The sequence below is a fragment of the Halomonas sp. M1 genome, assembly GCF_029581375.1.
Classification (GTDB): Bacteria; Pseudomonadota; Gammaproteobacteria; order Pseudomonadales; family Halomonadaceae; genus Vreelandella.
The window spans coordinates 197,447-221,895 of record NZ_CP121119.1 but is presented as its reverse complement, the minus strand read 5'-3'; the positions used below and the strand labels follow the sequence as shown (position 1 = coordinate 221,895).

At 52.6% G+C, this 24,449-nt stretch carries 23 protein-coding genes; 10 read left to right on the top strand and 13 right to left on the bottom strand.

The window, feature by feature from the left end; translation table 11 throughout:
• Positions 1-10: 10 nt before the first annotated feature.
• On the bottom strand, positions 11-658 hold the full coding sequence (leuD, locus tag P8S54_RS00975) for a 3-isopropylmalate dehydratase small subunit (protein ID WP_281442859.1): 648 nt from the start codon (positions 656-658) through the stop codon (positions 11-13).
• Between the two features lie 3 nt (positions 659-661).
• The gene (gene leuC / locus P8S54_RS00970; RefSeq protein WP_281442858.1) at positions 662-2,113 is read right to left on the bottom strand and encodes a 3-isopropylmalate dehydratase large subunit; all 1,452 of its coding nucleotides are present in this window, start codon (positions 2,111-2,113) and stop codon (positions 662-664) included.
• Positions 2,114-2,271: 158 nt separating this feature from the next.
• On the opposite strand from leuC, the gene P8S54_RS00965 reads away from it, so the two are divergent.
• Positions 2,272-3,168 (top strand): LysR family transcriptional regulator, encoded by an 897-nt coding sequence (locus P8S54_RS00965; RefSeq protein ID WP_281442857.1) that lies wholly within the window; start codon positions 2,272-2,274, stop codon positions 3,166-3,168.
• Positions 3,169-3,459: 291 nt separating this feature from the next.
• Positions 3,460-4,398 carry a 23S rRNA (adenine(1618)-N(6))-methyltransferase RlmF gene (rlmF, locus tag P8S54_RS00960; protein WP_281442856.1) on the top strand — a complete coding sequence of 313 codons (939 nt, stop codon included), beginning with the start codon at positions 3,460-3,462 and terminating at the stop codon, positions 4,396-4,398.
• A gap of 355 nt (positions 4,399-4,753) precedes the next feature.
• On the opposite strand, the gene P8S54_RS00955 is transcribed toward rlmF, so the two are convergent.
• Together P8S54_RS00955 and P8S54_RS00950 are read right to left on the bottom strand one after the other, a co-directional pair.
• Positions 4,754-5,419 (bottom strand): hypothetical protein, encoded by a 666-nt coding sequence (locus tag P8S54_RS00955; protein ID WP_281442855.1) that lies wholly within the window; start codon positions 5,417-5,419, stop codon positions 4,754-4,756.
• An 85-nt stretch (positions 5,420-5,504) separates the two neighbouring features.
• Positions 5,505-6,398, bottom strand: coding sequence for a DUF2971 domain-containing protein (locus P8S54_RS00950; protein ID WP_281442854.1), 894 nt, complete (start codon positions 6,396-6,398; stop codon positions 5,505-5,507).
• A 438-nt stretch (positions 6,399-6,836) separates the two neighbouring features.
• Between P8S54_RS00950 and P8S54_RS00945 the strand changes: the two genes are divergently transcribed.
• Positions 6,837-8,150: a hypothetical protein gene (locus tag P8S54_RS00945; protein WP_281442853.1), complete on the top strand. Its 1,314-nt coding sequence runs from the start codon at positions 6,837-6,839 to the stop codon at positions 8,148-8,150.
• Between the two features lie 14 nt (positions 8,151-8,164).
• Here P8S54_RS00945 and P8S54_RS00940 read toward each other — a convergent pair whose 3' ends face one another.
• Complete coding sequence (locus P8S54_RS00940) at positions 8,165-8,683, bottom strand: zinc ribbon-containing protein (RefSeq protein ID WP_009096282.1); 519 nt, start codon at positions 8,681-8,683, stop codon at positions 8,165-8,167.
• 164 nt (positions 8,684-8,847) lie between these two features.
• On the opposite strand from P8S54_RS00940, the gene leuS reads away from it, so the two are divergent.
• The 7 genes from leuS (at position 8,848) to P8S54_RS00905 (ending at position 16,332) form a co-directional block, all read left to right on the top strand.
• Positions 8,848-11,433 carry a leucine--tRNA ligase gene (gene leuS / locus P8S54_RS00935; protein WP_281442852.1) on the top strand — a complete coding sequence of 862 codons (2,586 nt, stop codon included), beginning with the start codon at positions 8,848-8,850 and terminating at the stop codon, positions 11,431-11,433.
• The gene (gene lptE, locus P8S54_RS00930) at positions 11,430-11,942 is read left to right on the top strand and encodes an LPS assembly lipoprotein LptE (protein ID WP_281442851.1); all 513 of its coding nucleotides are present in this window, start codon (positions 11,430-11,432) and stop codon (positions 11,940-11,942) included. Before leuS ends, lptE begins: the two co-directional genes overlap by 4 nt.
• Positions 11,939-13,006 carry a DNA polymerase III subunit delta gene (gene holA / locus P8S54_RS00925; protein WP_281442850.1) on the top strand — a complete coding sequence of 356 codons (1,068 nt, stop codon included), beginning with the start codon at positions 11,939-11,941 and terminating at the stop codon, positions 13,004-13,006. The genes lptE and holA overlap by 4 nt, the downstream gene beginning before the upstream one ends.
• Before the next feature lie 100 nt (positions 13,007-13,106).
• Positions 13,107-13,505 carry a PA2779 family protein gene (locus tag P8S54_RS00920; RefSeq protein WP_009096290.1) on the top strand — a complete coding sequence of 133 codons (399 nt, stop codon included), beginning with the start codon at positions 13,107-13,109 and terminating at the stop codon, positions 13,503-13,505.
• A gap of 10 nt (positions 13,506-13,515) precedes the next feature.
• A complete protein-coding gene (locus tag P8S54_RS00915; RefSeq protein WP_281442849.1) occupies positions 13,516-14,469 on the top strand; it encodes a PA2778 family cysteine peptidase in 954 nt (317 codons plus the stop codon).
• 136 nt (positions 14,470-14,605) lie between these two features.
• Positions 14,606-15,157: a hypothetical protein gene (locus P8S54_RS00910; protein WP_281442848.1), complete on the top strand. Its 552-nt coding sequence runs from the start codon at positions 14,606-14,608 to the stop codon at positions 15,155-15,157.
• Positions 15,154-16,332: a GGDEF domain-containing protein gene (locus P8S54_RS00905; protein ID WP_281442847.1), complete on the top strand. Its 1,179-nt coding sequence runs from the start codon at positions 15,154-15,156 to the stop codon at positions 16,330-16,332. The genes P8S54_RS00910 and P8S54_RS00905 overlap by 4 nt, the downstream gene beginning before the upstream one ends.
• Here the strand turns inward: P8S54_RS00905 and sthA are convergent.
• The 8 genes from sthA to P8S54_RS00865 form a co-directional block, all read right to left on the bottom strand.
• Entirely contained in the window at positions 16,329-17,720 is a 1,392-nt protein-coding gene (gene sthA, locus P8S54_RS00900; RefSeq protein ID WP_009096296.1) for a Si-specific NAD(P)(+) transhydrogenase, read from the bottom strand. The genes P8S54_RS00905 and sthA overlap by 4 nt on opposite strands.
• Before the next feature lie 115 nt (positions 17,721-17,835).
• Positions 17,836-18,090, bottom strand: a complete 255-nt coding sequence (gene nqrM / locus P8S54_RS00895) for a (Na+)-NQR maturation NqrM (RefSeq protein ID WP_009096297.1) — start codon at positions 18,088-18,090, stop codon at positions 17,836-17,838.
• Positions 18,091-18,280: 190 nt separating this feature from the next.
• Complete coding sequence (gene nqrF / locus P8S54_RS00890; RefSeq protein WP_281442846.1) at positions 18,281-19,513, bottom strand: NADH:ubiquinone reductase (Na(+)-transporting) subunit F; 1,233 nt, start codon at positions 19,511-19,513, stop codon at positions 18,281-18,283.
• A gap of 68 nt (positions 19,514-19,581) precedes the next feature.
• A complete protein-coding gene (gene nqrE / locus P8S54_RS00885) occupies positions 19,582-20,199 on the bottom strand; it encodes an NADH:ubiquinone reductase (Na(+)-transporting) subunit E (protein WP_105208885.1) in 618 nt (205 codons plus the stop codon).
• Position 20,200: 1 nt separating this feature from the next.
• Positions 20,201-20,869: an NADH:ubiquinone reductase (Na(+)-transporting) subunit D gene (locus tag P8S54_RS00880; protein ID WP_009096303.1), complete on the bottom strand. Its 669-nt coding sequence runs from the start codon at positions 20,867-20,869 to the stop codon at positions 20,201-20,203.
• A 2-nt stretch (positions 20,870-20,871) separates the two neighbouring features.
• Positions 20,872-21,690: a Na(+)-translocating NADH-quinone reductase subunit C gene (locus P8S54_RS00875; RefSeq protein WP_009096306.1), complete on the bottom strand. Its 819-nt coding sequence runs from the start codon at positions 21,688-21,690 to the stop codon at positions 20,872-20,874.
• Positions 21,690-22,916, bottom strand: coding sequence for an NADH:ubiquinone reductase (Na(+)-transporting) subunit B (locus P8S54_RS00870; RefSeq protein ID WP_281442845.1), 1,227 nt, complete (start codon positions 22,914-22,916; stop codon positions 21,690-21,692). The genes P8S54_RS00875 and P8S54_RS00870 overlap by 1 nt, the downstream gene beginning before the upstream one ends.
• A complete protein-coding gene (locus P8S54_RS00865) occupies positions 22,916-24,265 on the bottom strand; it encodes a Na(+)-translocating NADH-quinone reductase subunit A (protein ID WP_281442844.1) in 1,350 nt (449 codons plus the stop codon). Before P8S54_RS00865 ends, P8S54_RS00870 begins: the two co-directional genes overlap by 1 nt.
• Positions 24,266-24,449: the final 184 nt, after the last annotated feature.

Sequence of the window (24,449 nt, the reverse complement as noted above, 5' to 3'; positions counted from 1 at the left end):
AGTTGAATACTTACGCAGGCTGGCGGAACAGCCACGGGCGCTGCTGGCGGTGCTTCTCTTCAAAGCTGCGAATTGCGTCTTCGTCCTGCAGCGTGATGCCAATATCGTCCAGGCCATTCAGCAGGCAGTGTTTGCGGAACTCATCTACCTCAAACTCAAGGATTTCACCGCTGGGGGTAATCACGCGCTGGTGCTCTAAATCCACATCCAGCTGGTAGCCTTCGCTGGCTTCTACTTCAGCAAACAGGCGATCGACTTCCTCTTCCGCCAGGGTGATTAACAGGATGCCGTTTTTAAACGCATTGTTGTAGAAGATGTCCGCAAAGCTGGGGGCAATCACCACCTTAAAACCAAAGTCTTCCAGTGCCCAAGGCGCGTGCTCGCGGGAGCTGCCGCAACCAAAGTTGCGCCCAGCAACCAGCACTTCAGCGCCCTGGTAACGGGGCAGGTTCAATACAAAATCAGGGTTCAGCGGGCGCTGGGAACAATCTTGCCCCGGCTGGCCTTCATCTAAATAGCGCAGCTCATCAAACAGGTTAACGCCAAAGCCGGTGCGCTTAATGGATTTCAAAAACTGCTTTGGGATGATCAGGTCGGTATCGACGTTAGCACGATCCAGCGGCGCTACCACCCCTTCAAAACGTTCAAACTTTTTCATGGCTTAGGCCTCCTGGGCGTGGGTAGCGTCGTTAGCAGGTAAAGTGCGCACATCAACAAAATGACCAGCAATTGCCGCTGCCGCTGCCATCGCAGGGCTAACCAAGTGGGTCCGACCACCGTAGCCCTGGCGCCCTTCGAAGTTACGGTTAGAGGTAGATGCACAGTGCTCGCCCGCGCCCAACTTATCGGCGTTCATGGCCAAACACATGGAGCAACCCGGCTCGCGCCACTCAAAGCCTGCGTCGGTAAAGATCTTATCCAGGCCTTCCGCTTCCGCCTGGCGCTTGACCAAGCCAGAACCCGGCACCACCATAGCAAGCTTAATCGAATCCGCTACTTTATTACCTTTGGCTACTTTAGCTGCTTCACGCAGGTCTTCAATGCGCGAGTTGGTGCAGGAACCGATAAACACTTTATCCAACTTAATATCGGTAATTTTTTGATTCGCCTGCAGGCCCATGTACTCAAGCGCACGGGTGTGGCTGCGCTGCACAGTTTCATCTTGAGCAGCCTGCGGGTCGGGTACGTGACCAGAAATACCGGTGACCATTTCAGGGCTGGTGCCCCAGCTTACCTGTGGCTCAATCTCTTCCGCGTTCAGGGTAACCACTTTATAGAACTGGGCATCGTCATCCGACACCAGCGAACGCCAGTCCGCCACGGCGGCTTCCCACTGCGCGGCTGTGGGCGCAAAGGGGCGCTCGGCAAGGTAGTTAATCGTCGTATCGTCAACGGCGATCAACCCCACGCGGGCACCGGCTTCAATGGCCATGTTGCACACGGTCATGCGGCCTTCCATGGAGAGCGACGCAATGGCGCTGCCCGCAAACTCAATGGCGTAGCCCGTACCACCAGCGGTACCGATCTTGCCGATAATCGCCAGCACCACATCTTTTGCCGTTACGCCCAGGCCAAGCTCACCTTCAACACGCACCTGCATGTTCTTCATTTTCTGCGCCAGCAAGCACTGGGTCGCCATAACGTGCTCAACTTCGGAGGTGCCGATACCGTGAGCCAAAGCCCCAAACGCGCCGTGGGTGGCGGTGTGGGAGTCACCACATACCACGGTCATGCCCGGCAAGGTGGCGCCCTGCTCGGGGCCAACCACGTGCACAATACCTTGGCGTGGATCGTTAATTTTGAACTCTTCAATACCGTACTCAAGGCAGTTGTCGTCCAGGGTTTGCACCTGGATTAACGATACCGGGTCTTTAATCCCGCTGTTGCCCTCGGCGCGCTCTTTCACCGTGGTAGGCACGTTGTGGTCAGGCGTTGCCAAGTTGGCATCCAAACGCCAGGGCTTACGGTTAGCCAACCGCAGGCCTTCAAACGCCTGGGGCGAGGTCACTTCGTGGAGCAGTTGGCGATCGATGTAAATAAGCGCGGTGCCGTCGTCACGCTGCTTCACCAAGTGCTGGTTCCAGAGTTTGTCGTAAAGGGTTTGACCTGACATGTGGCTCTCCTGGGCAGTGCCCTGCTAGTTCGGTATGGCAGCCTCTACGTGCTGCTTAGCATGCAATGAAGAGAGTGTTACGCGACTCGCACATAAAAGCAATTCATGTTATTCATACTTTAGATTCCAAACTGGAATACATATTCAGGGAGTCACTCGTGGACACTCAAAGCCTGCAAGCGTTTCTGGCAGTTGCCGAAGCCCAAAGTTTCTCCCGTGCAGCGGAGCAGCTGCACCTGACCCAGCCTGCGGTGAGCAAGCGCATTGCCACCCTAGAGGAGTTGCTAGGCACGCGGCTATTCGACCGAATTGGGCGGCGCATTGCGCTGACGGAAGCGGGTAGCGTGCTGCTGCCTAAAGCCCAGCACATCCTGTTTACGGTAGACGATAGCCGCCGTGCGCTGGCTAACCTTTCTGGCCAAGTGGGCGGACGGTTAACCTTGGCCACTAGCCACCATATTGGCCTGCACCGCCTGCCGCCCCTGCTAAAGCAATACACCCAGCGCCACCCAGAGGTAGCCCTAGACTTACGCTTTCTGGATTCCGAACTGGCTTACCAAGGCATTGTTGATGGCACCTTGGAAATTGCGATTGTCACCCTCGCCCCTCACCCGGTTGAGCAGCTGCATGTGGTAGAGCTGTGGCGGGATCGGCTCTGCTTCGTGTGCGCCACCGACCATCCGCTGGCGGAGCGCTCTCGCCAAAGCCCCGGCCCACTTAGCCTAACGGAACTGTGTGAGTTCAACTGTGTGATGCCGGGGGCCAAAACCTTTACCCGTACACTGATTAGTCAACGCTTTATTGAGGCAGGCCTAACCCTGCCCGTGAGCATGTCGACCAACTACCTAGAAACACTGAAAATGATGTGCAGCGTGGGGCTAGGTTGGAGCCTGCTGCCCGAAAACATGATCGACAATGAGCTAGTAGAGCTACCGGTAGATACTGCCCCCATACACCGTCCGTTGGGGTATTTGGTGCATACCAACCGCACGCTTTCTAATGCCGCGAGAAAAATGATTGAAGAGCTGGAAAATACGCGAGGTGCTAGAAAATAGCCCTGTACCGGGCAAGTTTATCTAGCTTCAGAGTGATGGATGACAACGTTGGGTACGGGCACGACACCCATTTGTAAACGCTCCATTGCCGGCCCGTGGGCGGCAACGCATCGTCGCCGCTCATTTCGTTAGCAAAGTGCCCGCCCATTCGACAAGCGCGCCAAGCGTTAAAGCCTGTAGGGCTTGGAGATAACACCTGCACCGGTAAGCTCAACACCACTATTAAGGTTATAATCACGGGCTAAGCTAAACCTACTCGACTATTGAACGCCAAGCCTCAGGCCTATTACTGTGAATACCCCCCATCGACGTGAAGAAAGCCGAGCTAGACCTGTTCGTAAAGATCTACACCCGAAGAACCTACACAACCAGGGCTATGACTTTCCTGCTCTTATAAACAGCCATCCAGCACTAGCTCCCCATGTAAAACCGAACGCCCATGGCCGACTTTCCATCGATTTCGCAGACCCCTTGGCCGTAAAAACGCTCAACGCCGCGTTGTTAAACCAATACTACAACATTGTCGATTGGGATATTCCAGAAGGCGCGCTTTGCCCTCCCATCCCAGGCAGGGCCGACTATATCCATCACATGGCGGACTTAATTGGGCCTAGACATGAACAGCAAAGCGTCAAGCTGCTTGATATAGGGACTGGAGCCAATGGCATCTACCCGCTACTGGCCTGCCAAATTTACGGCTGGCAGTGTGTAGGTAGCGACATCAATCCTGAGTCGCTTGAAAACGTAGCCACGATTATCACCCATAACCCCACCCTCAAAGACCGCTTCACGTTGCGCACCCAGCACGATAAAAACCACATTTTTGAAGGCATCATTCCAGCCGGAGAATTCTTTGACGTCAGCGTATGCAACCCACCCTTCCATGCCTCGCTCGATGAAGCACTTAAAGGTAGCCAGCTTAAACTCAATAACCTTGCGCGTAGTCGCGGTGAGCAAAAAACAAAAAAGGCATCCCCCACGCTGAATTTTGGTGGGCAGGGAGCCGAGCTTTGGTGCAAAGGGGGCGAACAGCTGTTTCTTAAAAAGTTAATAAGAGAAAGCCACGTATATTCAACTCAATGCCGCTGGTTTAGCAGCCTGGTTTCAAAAACCGACAATGTTAAGCCTGCCAAGAAGCTGATTAGTAAGCTTGGTGCCGTTGATTGCCGGGAAATAGAGATGAAGCAGGGTAATAAGGTGACGAGAATATTGGCCTGGACGTTCATCTGAGCCGCTCTTGAAGCGGCGCATGAATATGCGAAACATGCTTGAGATTGTGCCGCTGTAAGCCCATCGTCAGGAAGAAAACACGGCTAGTATAGATTTTGTGGATTTGGTAGTGCATTGCCTGCTCAAAACTTCCTGGCTGAAGCTGATATTGGTGGTTAATCAACACAATACGTTTTGATCGTGGTTATAAGGCTTGAAGCGCGGCATGCTGACCACTCCTCATCTATTTTTCTCGATCCTGCCAAACTTAGCGGCCAAAGAGTTTTTCCTACAGCCTCAACGCCCGGCTCACGCGCCGACTTGGAGCTGCAACGCAGCGGAAACGCGGTCGCCGTGCAGCCGATGGTTAGGTAGTTTACTCCTCAGCAACACGGAATGTCAGCTTTTGGACCTCGTCTGATTTCATCAACGTTGCAATTCCTTCTAGCGATCCAACGTTCAGTTTTATTGGCTTACCATTTCGCTCCGGAGTACCTACGGCGATTCGATATTCGTTCTGGTGAGAGAATCTAGAATCCTTCTTGAACGGACCTAGGTCACCCGTATAGTCTCTCAGATCTAAATACCGAACTATCCTGTGCATAATGACAGAGTCCTCTTCTTCCGCTGCCTTGACAACTCGGTTCAGGAATGCATCAACATCGTAAATCATTACAGCCGCATCACCGAAGCCATTAATCACATCGACGCTAAATCGCATGCCAATTTCTGGACTATCAGTTTCTTCAAACTGCATACAATAAAGACAGTAGACGTTAACGGCTTTAAGTGAGCTGTCGGACTCCCGCATCTGACTGTAAGTAAGTTGAATAGAGTGCTCTTCCCCAGTTTTTGGATGCTTAACCTTCAATGTCCCGCCGTTTGATGAGCGGACAGTGACAACGCCCTCGTACTTATCACCACGTTCACGATGTTCCAAATCTGCATAGTAACCAAGTGTCTGCAGGTAAAGCTCCCCGTCATTAACGAGAGCCTCCATGTGCTCCTTTTCACCAAACTTGAACAACAAATAGTTGGGCATCCTCAATACCTACCTAACGCTCGCATTTGCGGCTGGTTTGGAGCGCAGCGGAAAACCAGACCGACAACATGCGCTTGTTAACACTTTACAGCGTGTGGTTAGCAACGCCGCTCAACTGATGCTCTTTTATCATCCAGCGAGCTATTTCACCAAACTCATTTTCGAGATTGGAAAATATATGAGCTGTTCTTGGGCTAATCACAGGGCTCATTTCAGAAGCAGGAAGATCATATTTAATTCGCTCTTTTCTAAACTCGTATCCCCAGTTTGCGATAGCAGCGAGATTCAATGCGATTTTCGTATTCTTGACCCTATTCCAGATCTCTCTTTGATTCTCTACGGGCATTCTTTCGCCCAGAGTAATAGACTTTATCGTTTCTAAAGGAATATCCATCACATAAACTGGAAATCCGTTATGTTCGCTAACCTTTTTGCAATCAGAGAGATTTCTAACGATCCTATATTCTTTTTCGTATTCCCAGTCCTTCGATTTTACACAAAGCTCCGCTATAGAAATTGGGGATTCACCAGTTAAATAAGAGCTGATATCCTTTTTCGGCCTATTCTCTCGATACTCTATATCAAATAGGCCCGTGAAAAATTCATGCTCTTCATCAAACTCGATAACGGCTCCTGAATACTCCTCAGCGTAATGTGACCACATTAGTAGAGATGATTCGTTTTTAGACAAGCAAAGAATACCAATGAACTGGTTCAGCGAGCTTAGAATCTTTCTAGAGCTGAAGTCATTGCAATAGTCAGACTCAAAGTCAGTTGCTAACTCCCCAACACTCGGCTGCCTTCTGGGCGCAAGAATATCAAACCTGATAGATATCTCATTAGATGAGAGTTCTTCCGGAATATGTAATTCCGGAACCATTTCAAACGGATCATTAAAAGCCCCCGGCTGAGTAAACCTGACACTCCCATCTAAAACTCTCAACGTATTCTCAAATGCCAAATACTTGTATAGAGGCACAGTCTCTCCTGGAGTGTTAACAGCGATTATATAGCCCACCGCATAACACCAATAACTGTGCGGTCACAATCATTGATGTTATACAGCCCCAAAAAAACCACATAATTGATTGATTTTATTTGTTGCCGTCCTAAGCAGGGCTACATATCCCCTATTATCGTGCCCGCTCGTTTTGCCGTTCTAATCATACTCTATTAACAAATTCAGCTTAGGTCACGAGCTCAGTTAATTTTTCTGTTGCGCCTGATTGGCCTGCATGGCGGTATCGGTGGCGTTATCGCTGGGATGGTGGCTTTATCATCGCGCGCTGAAGCGCCCTCTCACACCTTCCATCTGTCACCTCGCATACCTGTCGTCTCACTTACCCCGTCACTTCTTGCTACTAGCCTTCTCTCGCAAACCCGATTAGCCTGCTAACTCAACCAGTAAGGGATTGAGATGCAAGAGACAACAACGCGGCAGCGCTTGGCGGGTGTTTTGATTCTGCTTGGGCTGTTGGCACAAATTATTGGTTTTACCGGCGCGGTGCCAACAGCTCAGGCGGTGAGTTACTTGCTGTGGGCGGCGGTGGCGCTTTTGTGGCGGGATATTCCTAAGCGCTCGCGCGTTCAAGCGGGGGTGTTGATTGCCATTGGCGCGCTGATGTTGGTGGTGGCACGGGTGGTGTATGGCGCCGCGGTTAACTGGCCTGCCATGCTACAGGGCAACGTGTTTGTGGCCACGATGCTGGTGGGCGTTAGCTTTATTTCTTTGATTGGCACCCAGGGTAACAAACGCCCACCGGGTAAGCGGGTCACCGGCGCGGATGGCGTGCTACGCACGTGGCTGGGGGTGCATTTTCTTGGCACCATTTTGAATCTTTCCACGGTGTTTATGGTGGGCGATCGTTTAGCACGGCGCGCTCCGTTAACCACGCCACAACTATTGGCGTTAAACCGTGGGCTAAGTAGCGCGGCGCTGTGGTCGCCCTTCTTTGCGTCTATGGCGGTGGTAATCGCGCTAGTTCCGTCGGTGCAGTATGGCCACATTGCGCTGATTGGTTTTCCACTGGCGATGCTCTCGGGGCTACTCACCACGCTGGAGATGAGGCGGCGGTTTGATTTGGCTGAGGTGGATGGTTTTTCGCTTTCACCATGCAGTCTTTTCATGCCTGCGGGCATGGCGGCGCTGGTGATGGTGTTTCACTTCTGGCTTACCCCTTCACTCACTATTGTCAGCATTATTACCTTTTTGTTACCCGGGGTGGCGCTGCTTAGCAACCTGCGCGAAGGCCCGCGCTTTACTCTGCGGCGTATTCGCCAACACACCACAACTCGGCTACCCGCAATGCGCGGGGAAATCTCGCTGTTTTTGGCGGCGGGCTTATTAACGCTGGGGCTTTCTACGCTGGTGGCGGCGGCGGCAGGCGATGAGTGGACGCTGTTTGCCCGCTTTGGCACGTGGCAGGCCATGGTGAGCTTCGTCGCCATCACGCTAAGCGCGCTGGTAGGGCTGCACCCAATTATTGGCGTTTCGGTGTTGGCATCAATTTTGAACTTGAACGGCGGTGAGCAAACGCTGTTTGCCTTTGTGGCGCTTAGCGCCTGGGCGGTGGGCACCAGCGTAGGGCCGCTTTCCGGCATCAACCTTTCACTGCAGGGCCGCTACGGGGTCAGCGGCTACCAAATGATGCGGGATAACTTACCCTACGCTGGGATGATGAGCCTGCTTTCGCTAGGGGCGATTGCAGGCCTCAGCTGGCTAGTGATTTAGAGCGTAGCGCCGTATCAGGTTTCGATAATTTTGTTGGGGAAGCGATAGAAGTAGCGGTGACCACACTGGTGGCAGGGTTCTAGCCGGGACACCTCATTGAGCATTACCTGGGCATCACAGTGTACGCAGGCCATTAAGCCCGGGGCGGCCATTTCGCCTTCACAGTAGTCGGCACGGGCTGCTTCCAGGTCATCTTCAAAGCGCTCGCGATCAACCACACTGCGGTCGGCAATGGACAGCAGTGATTCGGCAACCCGGCGGGAAAGGCCGTCAATATCAATGCCCAACCAGCTGGCTACTTGCTTGCCGGTATCCGCCATGTAGTAACGCATATCTTTTAAGTCGCGCTCTACCCAGGCGCGTAGCAGCGCTAGCTCGTCTTTGGTGTACTCCTCAAGCTCAGCTTCAAAAGCAACGGCGTCGTCCAAGTCCTTTTGTAGGTTGTCCCAAGTGAGTTCGTTGGCGCCATCTTGCATGCGCTCTAATAGGCGCTCATAGCCTTCGCGCAAACGATGATCGTTATGTTGTTCCATGGTACCTCTCCTTTTGTCGACCCAGAGTGTTCCTATCATCGGCTAGCCGTTCAAGGATACACCCGCATAGGATACAATCGACGCTACTTATCTGACACCCGTCATCTACTATTCACTTTGCGCCCTAATTAGGGGCGAATTACCCCAAGGCATTGAAAACACCGATGGACGCACAATACAGCCCCCGCGAAATTGAACGTGACGCTCAGCAGTACTGGGACAAACACCAGTGCTTTAAAGCCGTAGAAGACGCCAACCGCGAGAAGTTCTACTGCCTTTCCATGTTCCCCTACCCCAGCGGTAAGCTGCACATGGGCCACGTGCGTAACTACACTATCGGCGACGTTGTATCTCGTTTCCAGCGCATGAAGGGTAAAAATGTCATGCAGCCCATGGGCTGGGACGCCTTCGGCATGCCGGCGGAAAATGCCGCTATTCAAAACCAAGTGCCCCCCGCTAAGTGGACCTACCAAAACATTGATTACATGCGTAACCAGTTGAAGGCACTGGGCTTTGCCTACGACTGGAGCCGTGAGTTCGCCACCTGCGATACCAGCTACTACCGCTGGGAGCAGTGGTTCTTCACCAAGCTGGTGGAAAAAGGCTTGGTGTATAAGAAGATGTCGACGGTGAACTGGGACCCGGTGGACCAAACCGTACTGGCTAATGAGCAAGTCATTGACGGCTGCGGCTGGCGTTCTGGTGCGCCGGTTGAGCGTAAAGAGATCCCGCTGTGGTTCTTGAAGATTACCGACTACGCCGATGAGCTGCTGGCGGATTTGGATAACGTCGAGTGGCCCGAGCAGGTCAAAACCATGCAGCGCAACTGGATTGGCAAATCCCGTGGCGTTGAGATGACATTTGAAATTCAGGCGGAAGACGGCAGCACCTGCGAGCCGCTGGCCGTGTACACCACCCGCCCAGATACACTGATGGGTGTCACCTACGTAGCCGTGGCCGCTGGCCACCCGCTGGCGAAGCAGGCAGCCGCACACAACAGTGAATTGGCGACGTTTTGTGACGAGTGCGCTAAAGGTGGCACCTCAGAAGCGGAGATGGCCACCAAAGAGAAGCTGGGCATGCTCACAGGGCACAAAGCTATTCATCCGCTGACCGGCGATGAAGTGCCGGTATTTGTGGCTAACTTTGTACTCATGGAGTTCGGCACCGGCGCGGTCATGGCCGTACCCGCCCACGACCAGCGCGACTGGGAGTTTGCTACCAAGTACGGCGTTGAGCTGAAGCCGGTGGTGGCCGATGAGCACGGCGACACGCCGGATATCTCTGAAGGCGCGTACACGGAGCACGGCACGCTGATTAATTCCGGCGAGTTTAATGGCCTAGAATTCCAGGCAGCGTTTGACGCCATTGCCGCGAAGCTTGCTGAGATTGGCCGTGGCGAAGTAAAAACCAACTACCGCCTCCGCGATTGGGGTATTGCCCGCCAACGTTACTGGGGCGCTCCCATTCCCGTGAAGTACGGCCCGGAAGGCCAAACTGTGCCGCTCTCTGATGAGGAGCTGCCGGTAGCACTCCCCATGGAAGTGACAGTCGACGCTTCTGGTTCGCCACTTAAGAGAATGCCGGAGTTTTCTGAGCTGGGCGATGGCTGGGTGCGGGAAACCGATACCTTCGACACCTTTATGGAGTCCTCCTGGTACTTCGCCCGCTTCTGCTGTGCGGATAACCACGAAGCGATGCTGGATGAGCGCGCCAACTACTGGCTGCCGGTGGATCTCTACATTGGCGGTATTGAGCACGCGATTCTGCATCTCCTTTACGCTCGATTCTTCCATAAACTGCTACGCGATTTCGGCATGTTGGACTCCGACGAGCCGTTCCAGCAGCTGCTAACTCAGGGCATGGTGATCGCAGAGACCTTCTACCGCGTTAAAGATAATGGCGGTAAAGAGTGGTTTAACCCCGCTGATGTAGAAGTGAAGCGCGATGAGAAAGGCCGCCCGCTCAGCGCCTTATTAATGAGCGACAGCCAGCCCGTTGAGATGGGCGGCATCGAGAAGATGTCCAAATCGAAAAACAACGGCGTTGACCCGCAGTCGATGATTGATAGATTCGGTGCTGACACCGTGCGCCTGTTTATGATGTTTGCCGCACCGCCAGAACAGTCGCTGGAGTGGTCGGATTCCGGCGTGGAAGGCGCGCATCGCTTCTTGAAGCGGATTTGGCGCCAGGTTACCGAGCATCTTGCTGCGGGCACACCGGGCGAACTGACCATTGAAGCGCTGAACGACGAGCAAAAAGCGCTGCGCCGTAAAACCCACGAGACGATCAAGAAAGCCAGTGATGACATTGGCCGCCGTACCACCTTTAATACCGCTATTGCTGCGGTGATGGAGTTGTCTAACGCGGTGGGTAAGTTCGACGATACGTCTGAACTTGGCTTAGCGGTTAGCCGTGAAGCGCTTGAAGCCTGTGTGCTGCTGCTGGCCCCCATCACCCCGCACCTGTGCCACAGCCTGTGGCAGCAGCTGGGCTACGAGCAGCCCGCCATTGAAGCCCAGTGGCCAAAAGTGGATGAAGCCGCGCTTACACGGGACAGCATTGAGCTGGTCGTGCAGGTTAACGGTAAATTGCGCGCCCGCCTGGAAGCGCCGGCCAGCGCCGATAAAGCAGCCATTGAGACGCTTGCGATGGAGAACGAAAACGTCCAGCGCCACCTTGAAGGTAAAACGGTACGCAAAGTGATCGTGGTACCCGGCAAGCTGGTTAACATCGTGGTGAGCGGATGAAGCAAACCAACCCGCTAACGCGCCGTCGTTTCCTCACTGCTAGCATCGCCGCTTCTGCGGCGGTGCTGCTCAGCGGCTGTGGGTTTCGGCTACGCGGCACCGAGTCAATACAACAACTCCCTCCCCTTGCCCTAGAGGGCAACGACAATAGCGCCTTAGCACAGCAGCTGCGTAGCCGCCTGCAGCAGCTAGGTACAGAGGTGAGTGACGGGGCACCCTGGCGGGTAACGCTGGGGACACCCGCCCTGCAAGATAGGCGGATTGGCGGTGAAAGCCGTTCCAGCCGCGAGCATGAGCTTATGCTCAGCGCAACGCTTTCCGTGCAGCAGCGGGAAACCAATGCCTACGCGCTCAATAACGCAACGCTCTCTACCAGCACGCGGCTTCGCGTTAGCGATGACGACCTGCTTAACCGTGAATCGCTTTTTCAAGAAGCAGAACAAGCCCTCACGCGGCAGTTGGCTCAGCGCATCATTGAGCGGCTGGCTAACCTTGAGGCCATGCAGTGAAGGTATTTTCCGACCAGCTACCCGCTGCGCTAGCCAAGAAGCTGCCTAAAGCGGTTATTGTGGCCGGTGATGAACCCCTGCAACACCGCGATGCCTGCGATGCCGTGCGCTTAGCCGCCAGGCAAGCAGGCATCGAAGAGCGGGAAGTTCTCGACGTTGAAGCTAATTTTGCTTGGGGGCGCCTGTTGGATACCGCCAGCAATCTTTCTCTGTTTGCTTCTAACAAACTTCTAGAACTGCGTTTAGGCCACCATAAGCTCGGTCAGGAGGGCAGCAAAGCGCTGGCGCAATACGCTGAGATGATGGATGGCAACGATGACCTACTGCTCGTCAGTATGGGCAAGCTGGATGCTAAACAGCAAAAAAGCGTATGGTTTAAAGCACTGGATAAACAGGGCCTGTTCGTGCCGGTGTGGCCCGTTGATGTATCTCGCTTAGGCTACTGGCTACGGGATCGCGCCTCGCTCCACGGGCTGCAGATTGAGCTAGATGCGGCGCGCCTGCTTGGCGAACGTACCGAAGGCAACTTGCTGGCTGCGGATCAGGAGCTGCAAAAGCTTGCCCTTATCTATCCGCAAAACACCCGCCTTAACGCAGAACATATAGCCCAGGGCGTTGAGGATAGCTCCCGTTTTGATGTGTTTAACTTGGCAGACGCCTGCTTGAAAGGCGAGCCTAGTCGCGCGTCTAAAATCGTGACCGGTTTAAAAAGCGAAGGGGTAGAAGCCCCCATTGTGCTTTGGGCGCTAAGCCGCGAGCTGCGCACCCTGCTCTCTCTACACCAGCACCTGGACCAAGGCCAAAGCTTTGAGCACGCCTGCAAAACTCAAAAGCCGATGATTTTTGATAAACGACGCCCCGCCTACCAAAAAGCCATCAGCCGCCTATCCATGAAGCGCCTGCACAAACTTCTATTGATGGCCCAACGTTTGGACCTTTCCGTTAAAGGCGCATCACAGGTGCCGCTATGGCCAGGGCTTCACGACCTCGCCATTACCATGGCCGGTGCAAAAGGTCTTTTAGCTGAAACGCCCTGGACCTATCGCATTAGTGCAAATAATTAGCACTTTGCAGTTAAGCCTTAAACCCCAAGCCATTTATTTCTATACTGTTGTTTCAAGCAATAAAAACACCTGTTCCCCGACCAGTCTAAGGATGAAGACGATGAAAACATTGCGTGCATACCTCTCGACCCTGCTAATTGCCGCTCTTGTGATTACCAGCCTACCTGTTGCAGCATCACCGATTGCCCCACAATCTATGGACTTAGTGACAACGCAATCTGCTTTATCAGCTGACCGTGCTGGTGCTGACCGCGAACGTATTTACAACGTTCTAGCTCGGGCCGATGTGCAAGACCAGCTGCTAAAGCAGGGTGTGGACCTTAACGAAGTTGAAGCCCGTGTTGCCGCGCTAAGCGATGCCGAAGCACAGCAAATGGCCGAACAGCTAGAGCAAATGCCTGCAGGTGCGGGTGTTATTGGCGTGCTGTTTGCAGTGTTCATCATTTTGTTAGTTACCGATATTCTTGGTTTAACCGACGTTTATCCGTTCACTCGCTAAGATGCTCAACATGCCGACACTGTTTAAAAACGCCCGCTTTGCGGGCGTTTTACTATTTGCCCTATTACTCACCGCCTGCGCACGCAGCCCAGTGCTGCTAGAAAGCACCAAGGCGAACCTTACTCCCCAAAGCGAGCTCATCCAGGTACCGTTTTATGCGCAAACTGAGTACCAGTGTGGCCCGGCAACCCTTGCGATGGTGCTTAATCATCAGGGTGTGGATGCCAGCCTTGAGCAGTTGATCCCCCAAGTTTTTTTGCCCGGTAGAGAAGGCAGCGTTCAGCCTGAAATGTTGGCCACGGTGCGTCGCTATGAACAGCTAGCTTTCCCCATACGCGGCACCATGGATGCGCTACTTGGCCATCTGGAGGCAGGTGACCCGGTGGTCGTGATGCAAAATCTCGCGCTACCAGCGTTTCCCATGTGGCACTATGCGGTAGCGATTGGGTACGATTTGCCTAATGAGACACTGATTTTGCGCAGTGGTGAAATCGAGCGACATACGATGTCGTTTAGCCGCTTTGATGCCACCTGGGCACGCACCGAACGCTGGGGGTTTGTGGTGAGCGAACCAGGCAAGCTGCCAGAAGGGGTGACTGCGCGAAATGCCTTGGAAGCCATCAGTGCCTTTGAAGAGCAGCACGGTTCTTTGGCCTCACTAAGTAGCTGGCAAGCCTTTGCCGAACGCTACCCTACCAATCCTCTTGGCCAATTCGCGCTCGGCAATGTTCTATATGCGGCGGAACAATCAGATGCCGCACTGCGGGCCTTTGAGTCTGCCACACAGCTTGACCCTGCCATGGGCGCCGCGTGGCTAAACGTAGCCCTAGTGCGGCTTCAACAGGAAGACACAATCAGCGCTCACGAAGCGCTAAGCCAAGCAGCCGCCTTAGAGGGCGAATGGCAAACGCGCGCAATTGAAATACTGAAAGCCTTAAACCCCTCATCCCATAAAACCAAATGAATTAAGTCAGTATTAACGTTAAAAACAATACCAAATTCATTATTACAAAGGATGGCTATTGCAACGAAACTTTGTTTAAGTTTACACAGACATTGATAACCGCATGACCAAAATTGGCATTTCAGGGAGCTTCAATATGTCTGTCCACCCGCGCGTAGCGCAGATTCAGTGGTTTCGCTTTTCCCCCGCCGCCATTTTTATCAGCGTGCTCGCGTCTTGGATATTTATACCAACACTCCACGCGGATGGGGCTGTTGTGCCTAGCCAGTACCCAAACTCTCAAAACCAAAAACTTGTTTTAAGCGTCACCATTGGCTACGACCAACACTGGCTATCCCTGGCAGATATCGAAACATTGCCTATTTACGATATAGAAATGACGCACCCTGAAGGCATCAGCGGCCGTTTTACTGGCGTGTGGCTAAATGATCTCATTGAACAACAGGGTATTTCTGCCGATCAACGTATCCGCCTCATCGCCTTAGATAACTATACGGTTTTTTTAGAAGGAGAGGAGCGAGCGCGAACCCGGTACTTCCTTACAACACGGCTCGATGGTGAGCCCATAGCATTAGACCAGCTTGGCCCATTAACGTTGATCGCGCCGGATAATCTCGCGGCAGTGCGCGCTGGCACCATGCCCCTAACACGCTGGATTTGGTCTATTAAGGAGCTTAGAAAGCAATGAAAGCCCTATGCCGCCCTTCCATTCCTTGGCAGTTAGCCGGGTTGTTGGCAGTGGGCGTCAGCATTTGTGCCTTATTAATTGCAAGCTACGTTTATAATGCCAGACAACAGCTAGGCGCTGACTATACTGCCCTCGTCGGTGATATTGTTCGCGCCCAACAAACAACACCACAATTTCAGATCGCCCTAGAGGGATTTATAGATCAGCCTGAAGCCATCCACTTACGCCAAATTAATCATACCACCTGGTTATCCCGACAATATCTTGCCCATGTTGAACACGGTTTAGCGCAACACCCTCAGTTATTGCGACGCGCTAGCTACTTACAAAATGATATGAAGGCTTTACCTGAACAGCTCAACGCATTAGAGGAAAGTGCTCAACGTGCTGTTAACGCGCCCAGCCAATTGCCAACGTTACAGCGCTTAGCCACAGACTTAGAAGCCAATATGGCATGGGTATATTTTGAACTAAACGATGTCGTCCATACTGCTGCCGGGCAACAACGTCTAATAATGCAGCGCCTTTCAACTGCCGTTAGTTTTCTTGTAGCAATGGTTATGCTGATTGCGGCGGTCTTACTGATCGCGGTTTTTCGCCTACAACGCCAGCGTGATACGCTTAAAGCGCTAATGCTCACCGACGAACTTACTGGCCTTTATAACCGTCGCCACCTCATTGGCACGGCGCAGGATCAACTAACAAACGCACAACGCCAGCAACAACCGCTAAGCTTTTTACTGATTGATCTAGACTACTTTAAGCGTGTAAATGATACGTTTGGTCATCCTATCGGCGATGAAGTACTTCGTGTGGTCAGCGCACGCATGAAGCAGCTTAAGCGTCCTGCAGACACGCTGGCACGTATTGGCGGTGAAGAGTTTTGCTTGCTCATGCCCAACACTCACCTTGAAGACGCCGAACAGGTCGCTGAGCGGATCCGCAAAGAGATAGCTGACTTAAATCTTCAACACATTGCTGAACTCCCGCAACAAACCGCTAGCATTGGCATTAGCTGCGCCCATGATGGCAAGCTCTCGTTTGAGCAAATTTATTCGCTAGCTGATCAAGCGCTCTACCAAGCAAAAGCCTTGGGCCGCGATAGAGTGGAAAGCATGGTGTCTGCGGAGTCAGTGCCACATAGCGTGGCACTGAACAATGCACTCGTTAATTAAAATACGCGGTTTAAACCATTTTGCGCCGCCACACGGTAAGCTTCAGCCATAGTGGGATAGTTGAAGGTTGTATTAACAAAGTACTTCAAGGAGTTCGCCTCCCCTTCCTGCTGCATAATAGCTTGGCCGATATGCAAAATTTCTGAAGCCTGGTCGCCAAAGCAGTGAATACCAAGAATCTCCAGCGTATCCTGGTGGAAAAGAATTTTCAGCATCCCTACCGTGTCACCGGTAATCTGTGCACGAGCGGTATCTTTGAAGAAGGCTTTACCCACTTCGTAAGGCACTTTAGCTTCTGTGAGTTCGCGCTCGTTGGGACCAAACGAACTGATTTCTGGAATGGTATAGATACCGGTGGGCACATCGCTAACAAAGCGGTACTCCTTCTCCAACAGCTCGTTACAGGAGTTTAACCCCTGGTCATAAGCGGCACTGGCAAGGCTAGGCCAGCCAATCACATCCCCTGCGGCGTAAATGTTTGGAATGGCGGTGCGGTAGTGCTCGTCCACGCCCAATTGTCCGCGGCTATTTGCTTCTAAGCCGATGTTTTCAAGCCCTAGGCTATCGGTATTCCCGGTACGCCCGTTGGCCCATAAAAAGGCATCCGCACGGATCTTTTTACCTGACTGCAAATGAACCACCACGCCGGACTCATCACCCTCAACACTTGCGTACTCTTCGTTATGGCGGATCAAGACGCCGTGTTTACGCAAATGATATGAAAGCGCATCGCTAATTTCGTCATCAAGGAATGAGAGCAGGCTATCGCGATTGTTAATCAAATCCACTTTAACGCCTAGCCCTGAGAAGATGGAGGCGTATTCACAGCCGATTACACCGGCGCCAAAAATCACTAGCGTACGGGGCGTATGGGAAAGGCTTAAAATCGTATCAGAGCAGTAAATTCGCGGGTGCCGAAAGTTAATGTCTGCCGGGCGATAAGGCCTTGAGCCGGTAGCAATGATAATTTTTTTGGCGACAAGCTCCTCCATTCCTTCCTGGCGATCCCGAACCAATACCGTATGTTCATCTTTAAAACGGGCGACACCGTGATACAGGTCGATACGGTTACGCGCATAAAACGTTGTGCGCATCTCGACCTGCTTATCGATCGTGCTACGCGAACGCTCCATGACTTTAGGAAACGAAAACCAACGGGGTTCACCAATATCGCGAAACATACGGTTAGTGTTGAACGCCATGATCTGCTTTACTTGATGGCGGAGCGCTTTTGAAGGAATCGTACCCCAGTGGGTGCAGTTACCCCCAACCTGGGCCTGTTTCTCAACAATCGCTACGCGCATGCCGTGTTTTGCAGCGTTTATAGCAGCGCTTTCACCGGCGGGGCCAGTCCCGATAACGACAACATCATAATTGTGAACCGCCATACGCTTTCAATCTCCTTGTAACTGCACGTACTTAACAACTAAGTATTCAAGAACGCATACATAAACGCCCGCTATATAAGCGAGCGTTTATCAAGCTGAACATCATGATGAAGTATTAACGCCGCGTGGCGTCGTAGCCTAAGTCGGCACCGCGGCTTGCATCGCTACGCCGACGCTCGCTCATACGTTTACGATTCTCCTCCTCGCACACTTCATCTTTACCGCCACAGATGTCACAGCCGTCCTTAAGGCCTAGCTGGTTCAGACCACCGCATGAACCCGCAATAGGCTTACGCCCCATCAACACGCCCACCGCCATGGCGGTCATCATCAACGCCATAAAACCGAATACCAGTAGCCAAATTGTCATATTAATCTCCCGACATTGCGTTAACTGCTCACCTGCCGACAACACTCATGTCGATAAGTGCCAATAACATTTAGTGACTATTGTACCTCAGCCACTCCGAAATGATCAGGCGTGTGGCATTTTTTCAACCTGACAAACAAACGGGGCTGACCCTAAGGCCAGCCCCGCATGCAGATCTAATACCGAACTATTAACCGCCGAAATCATCAAGTAGGATATTTTCCGGTTCAACGCCCATATCAAGCAGTAGCTTAATAACAGACGCGTTCATCATGGGCGGCCCACACATGTAGTACTCACAATCTTCAGGCGCAGGATGATCCTTCAGATAGTTTTCATACAGAACGTTATGGATAAAGCCTGTTGGACCTTCCCAGTTATCTTCGGGCTGAGGATCCGAAAGCGCTAAGTGCCACTTAAAGTTCGGGAACTCTTCTGCCAGCTGATCGTACTCTTCGTTATAGAACGTTTCACGCCAAGAGCGCGCACCGTACCAGAACGAAATTTTGCGGTCAGACTTCAGACGCTTGAGCTGATCGAAGATGTGGCTACGCATCGGCGCCATACCCGCACCACCACCGATAAAGATCATTTCGGCGTCAGTGTCTCGAGCAAAGAACTCACCAAACGGCCCCATTACGGTTACCTTGTCACCCGGCTTCAGGTTAAACACAAAGGTAGACATAAGACCCGGCGGGTGACTAGTGCCTGGAGGCGGCGTTGCAATACGAATATTGAACTTGAGCAGGCCTTTCTCTTCCGGATAGTTCGCCATGGAGTAGGCGCGGATGACTTCTTCGTCATTTTTGTGGGAAATTTTATACAGATCAAACTTTTCCCAGTCGCCGCGATACTCTTCTTCGATATCAAAGTCAGAGAACTTAATATCGTACGGCGGCGCTACCAGCTGAACGTAGCCACCGGCACGGAAGGCAACTTCTTCACCTTCGGGCAGCTTCAAGTTCAGTTCTTTGATGAAAGTAGCGACGTTAGGGTTGGCCGTCACTTCGGTTTCCCACTTCTTAACACCGAAGACTTCTTCAGGCACTTCTACTTTCATGTCCTGCTTAACAGGTACTTGGCAAGAGAGGCGCCAGCCGTCTTTCTTTTCACGCATGGTGAAGTGCGACTCTTCGGTGGGCAGGATAGAACCGCCACCCTCTTCTACCCGGCACTTACACTGGGCGCACGAGCCGCCGCCACCACAAGCGGAGGAAAGAAAAATACCGTTAGCAGCCAGCGTATTCAAAAGCTTGCCGCCTGCCTGCGTCGTCAAGGTGTGCTCGGGGTCGCCGTTGACTTCGATAGTCACGTCCCCGCTACTCACTAGCTTACTACGCGCTGCCAGGATGATCCCCGTTAAACTAATAACGATGACCGTGAACATGACAACACCGAGCAAGATGACTGATGTATCAACCATGTCGGTTTCCTATTGCTGAGGGTTTTCTGTACCTCGGCAGCCTAGGCTGCCGAGAAAACCAGCTCCGATTAAAGCTGAATGCCTGAGAAAGACATAAAGCCCAGAGACATTAAGCCAACGGTGATAAACGTGATGCCAAGGCCCTGCAAACCACCAGGTACGTCACTGTACTTGAGCTTCTCACGGATACCCGCCAGGGCAGTAATTGCCAGCGCCCAACCAACCCCAGAGCCGAAACCGTAGATAACGGATTCACCGAAGTTATAGTTACGCTCAACCATGAACAGTACGCCACCGAGGATGGCGCAGTTAACAGTAATCAGCGGCAAGAACACGCCCAGTGCGTTGTACAGCGCAGGTACGTACTTATCCAAGAACATCTCAAGGATCTGTACAAGAGCGGCAATAACACCGATATAGCTCAATAGACCCAGGAATGAGAGATCAATATTCTCAGCTCCGCTAATCCCAGTCCAAGTCAGCGCACCTTCAGCGAGAAGGAGGTTGAATACTAGGTTATTAACGGGCACGGCAATCGTCAGCACCACGATAACCGCAATACCCAGACCAAAGGCAGCTGATACCTTCTTCGATACCGCCAGGAAGGTACACATGCCCAGGAAGAAGGCTAGGGCCAAGTTCTCAACGAAAACCGAAGCAACAAAAAGGCTAATATACTGTTCCATGTTACACAGCCTCCTTCGGCTTGGTGTTGTGCTTCATCTTGAACTCGTTATCTTCTACCTGCTCAGGGTTGTAAGCGCGAATCGCCCAAATTAATAACCCAATAATAAAGAAGGCAGAGGGCGGCAGCAGTAGCAGGCCGTTAGGCACGTACCAGCCACCGTTTTGCACGGTCTCAAATACGGTGAAGCCGAAGACACTACCCGCACCAAACAGCTCACGGAAGAAGCCCACGACCATCAGTACAAAGCCGTAGCCCAAGCCGTTGCCAATACCGTCAAGGAACGATATGCCCGGCGAGTTGGACATGGCAAAGCCTTCAGCGCGGCCCATTACGATACAGTTAGTGATAATCAGACCTACGAAGACCGACAGCTGCTTAGACATCTCATAAGCATAGGCCTTGAGGATCTGGTCAACCACGATAACCAGCGATGCAATGATCGTCATCTGAACAATGATACGAATCGAAGACGGAATATGGTTCCGAATGACCGATACGAACAAGTTAGAAAACGCACACACAAAGATAACAGCCAGCGACATGACCAGCGAAACGCTCATGCTGGTAGTAACCGCCAGGGCAGAACAAATACCCAAGATTTGCAGCGCAATGGGGTTGTTCTTGAAGATCGGCGCCGTCAAAGCGCCTTTAGCATTTAAATCTGCCATGATCAGGCTCCTTCCGCTTCGAGTTCGACGTCAGCGTCCTGAGCATCTTCCTGGTCAACGCCGCTGCGGAACCTGGCTAAATATTCACCAAAGCCTTCTGGACTCAGCCAGAACTGCAGCATGTTGTTAACGCCATTAGCTGTCAGGGTAGCACCAGAGAGACCATCAACTTCATAATCGCCGGAACCACTACCTTTAACAACGCGGATAGCAGGATTCAGTTCACCTTCGTCGTCGAAGATCCTTTTACCTTCCCACTGAGCTTGCCAGCGCGGATTGTTTACCTCGGCACCCAGGCCAGGCGTTTCACTGTGGTCATAGTAAGTAATACTCACAATCGTATTACCGTCACCTTCAACCGCCAGGAAGCCCATCATACGGCCCCAAAGGCCTTGACCACGGATGGGTAAAACAATCTGATCGGGGTCATCAGGGTCGCCGACCAAATAAACAGCCGCATAGTTCTCAACCCTGGATAGCCCAGCGATGTCGCGGGGACCAGACAGCGTACGACCCGTTGCAGGGTCACGAGACGCTTCAAAACCGTCAAACGTGTCAGCGTCGAACTGGTCAGTGTAGTCGCCAGTTGCCAGCTCAACGACGCGAGCAGTGATCTGCTCGCGGAACGCCTGCTCTACATCCACACCGGGTTCGTATAAACGCGCCACGTTTAGGATGTTGGTTTTACGATCCAGCTCCTGATTTAGCTGCTGCATGGGTCGTAATGCAACAGCCGCCGTCGAAACGATGACTGAGCACACGATACACAGCGAAAATGCTACGGTCAGGATCTTCTTGATGGAGTTATTACCTTGTGCCATTAGGCAGTCTCCTCGGCCGGTACGCCAGTCCGTTTGAGGCGGCGTTTAACATTGGCCTGGACGAACATGTGATCGATCAGCGGCGCAAACAGGTTAGCGAACAGAATGGCCAGCATGATGCCTTCCGGGAAGGCCGGGTTCACCACACGGATCAAAACTGTCATCACACCTATCAGCGCACCGAACACTAGGCGGCCTTGGTTGGTCATAGAGGCAGACACAGGGTCGGTCGCCATAAACACCATACCAAAAGCAAATCCACCGATCACCAAATGCCAGTACCACGGCATATCGAACATCGGATTAGTGTCAGAGCCAATCAGGTTGAACAGCGTACTAGTGACCACCATCCCCAGGAATACACCCAGCATGATTCGCCACGAGGCGATTCGGGTCCACAGCAGCACCGCCGCACCAATGAAGATGGCCAGCGTTGAGACCTCACCCACCGAACCTGGCACAAAGCCTAAGAAGGCGTCCCACCAAGTGAAAGTATTGGTCAGTGCCGTCATGCCGTCCTGGAATGCTAGCGAAAGTGCTGTCGCACCAGAGTAACCATCGGCAGCAACCCATACTGCATCACCGGAAATTTGCGCCGGATAAGCAAAGTACAGGAACGCGCGACCGGTTAATGCGGGGTTCAGGAAGTTTTTACCGGTACCACCAAAGATCTCTTTACCGATAACCACGCCGAAGGTGATACCCAGAGCCACCTGCCAAAGCGGAATTGTCGCTGGCAGAATCAGCGCAAACAGTACTGACGTTACGAAGAAGCCTTCGTTAACTTCGTGACCGCGCTTGATAGCGAACATCACTTCCCAGAAGCCACCTACCGCGAACGTTACGAGGTAGATTGGCAAGAAGTACGTGGCGCCCAGTACAAAGTTGGCCCATAGGCTGCCGGGATCATGCCCGCCCGCCAGGGTCATCATGATTGCTTCACGCCAACCGCTCATGGACGCGTAGCCAGCATCAATAGCTGTATTAGCCTGCCAGCCTGCGTTCCACATACCAAAGAACATCGCCGGGAAGGTACACATCCAGACGGTGATCATAATGCGCTTAAGGTCGATACCATCACGCACGTGGGCAGTAGTTTTTGCCACGCTGGGCGGTGAGTAGAAAACAGTATCTACCGCTTCGTAGAGCGGGTAGAACTTTTCGTACTTGCCACCTTTGTGGAAGTGCGGCTCGAGATTATCGAGTGTTTGTCGAATACCCATCATCAGGCCTCTTTCTCGATCATGGTGAGATTGTCACGCAGGATGGGGCCATACTCGTATTTGCCGGGACAAACATACGTGCAAAGCGCCAGATCCTCTTCGTCTAACTCAAGACACCCAAGTTGCATGGCAACTTCAATGTCGCCCACGATCAGCGAACGCAACAGCTGTGTTGGCATTACATCCAAAGGCATGATGGTCTCATACGCGCCCACTGGCACCATGGCACGTTCAGAACCATTGGTTGATGTGGTTGGCGCGTAATTACGCAGGCCTTTAAGCTTAGAAATATAAATACCAAGTACAGAGTGACGGTTCGCGCCAGGAGATAGCCATCCCATGAAGGTGCGCTTATTGCCCTCTTCCAGCATGCTCACCTGATTATGGAAGCGCCCCAGATAGGTCAATTTGCCCTCGGTGGCAAAGCCAGAGAACACAGAGCCTGAAATTACACGGGTGTCTTCGGGTTGGATAACCTCACCTGCAAAGAGTTCATCGGTACTGGCGCCCACACGGGTACGCAGCAGACGAGGATTCTCAGCACGCGGGCCACCCACCGCTATTACGCGGGTCATATCGAGCTGCCCTTCCACAAACAGCTTGCCGAACGCGATAACGTCCTGATAGCCGATGTGCCACACTTTCTTATGTAGCGCGACAGGCGAAAGGTGGTGAATGTGGGTTCCCACCAAGCCAGCAGGGTGCGGCCCAGCGAAGCTTTCGGTGGTCACACCACTAACGTTACTTCCTGGTAGGGAAGCGTCAGCACCCGTGCATAGAAAAACGTTGCCCTCGGTCAGGCGGGTTAGCACCTTGAGGCCGTCTTCAAATGCCTGGGCATTTTCATTAATGATTAAGGCGGGATCAGCGCTTAGCGGATGAGTATCCACTGCGGTGACAAAGATATCGGTAGGTGTGCTGTCGATGGCTGGCGTACGTGAGAACGGACGGGTGCGCAAGGCAGTCCAGAGTCCTGACTCAACCAGTTGGTCGACAACGACTTGACGCTCTAGCTGCCCTAAAGCACCACGATCATGGGAAGCGAATGTCATCGCTTCTTCATTTTCGTCAACTTTAATAACGACAGACAGCAAACGGCGTTTTTCGCCACGGTTAATTGCAATTACTTCACCGCTGGCAGGCGCTGTAAAGCGCACACCGTCAATCTTCTTATCGGTGAAAAGCAATTGGCCCAGTTTGACCTTATCCCCTTCCTGAACTTCCATCGTTGGCTTCATGCCAACGTAGTCGGTGCCCAGGATTGCCACGTGGCGCACACGCCGCGCATCTTCAATACGCTGCTCGGGCGCTCCCGTGATGGGGAGATCCAGGCCTTTTTTGACTTCGATCATAGTCTCGCCCAGTTGTTGGATCGGATATACGAAGGTAAGGGGTTCGAATGCTTATTTTCTGCTCAGTGAATTCTTGTTTTCTGTTCAGATTGTTACCAGTCAGGCCCAAGCACGCTTGAACCACCCCGAAAAATCTAACGTATTATAAAGATAAGAGCGGCCAATGACCACATCCCTGAGGGCC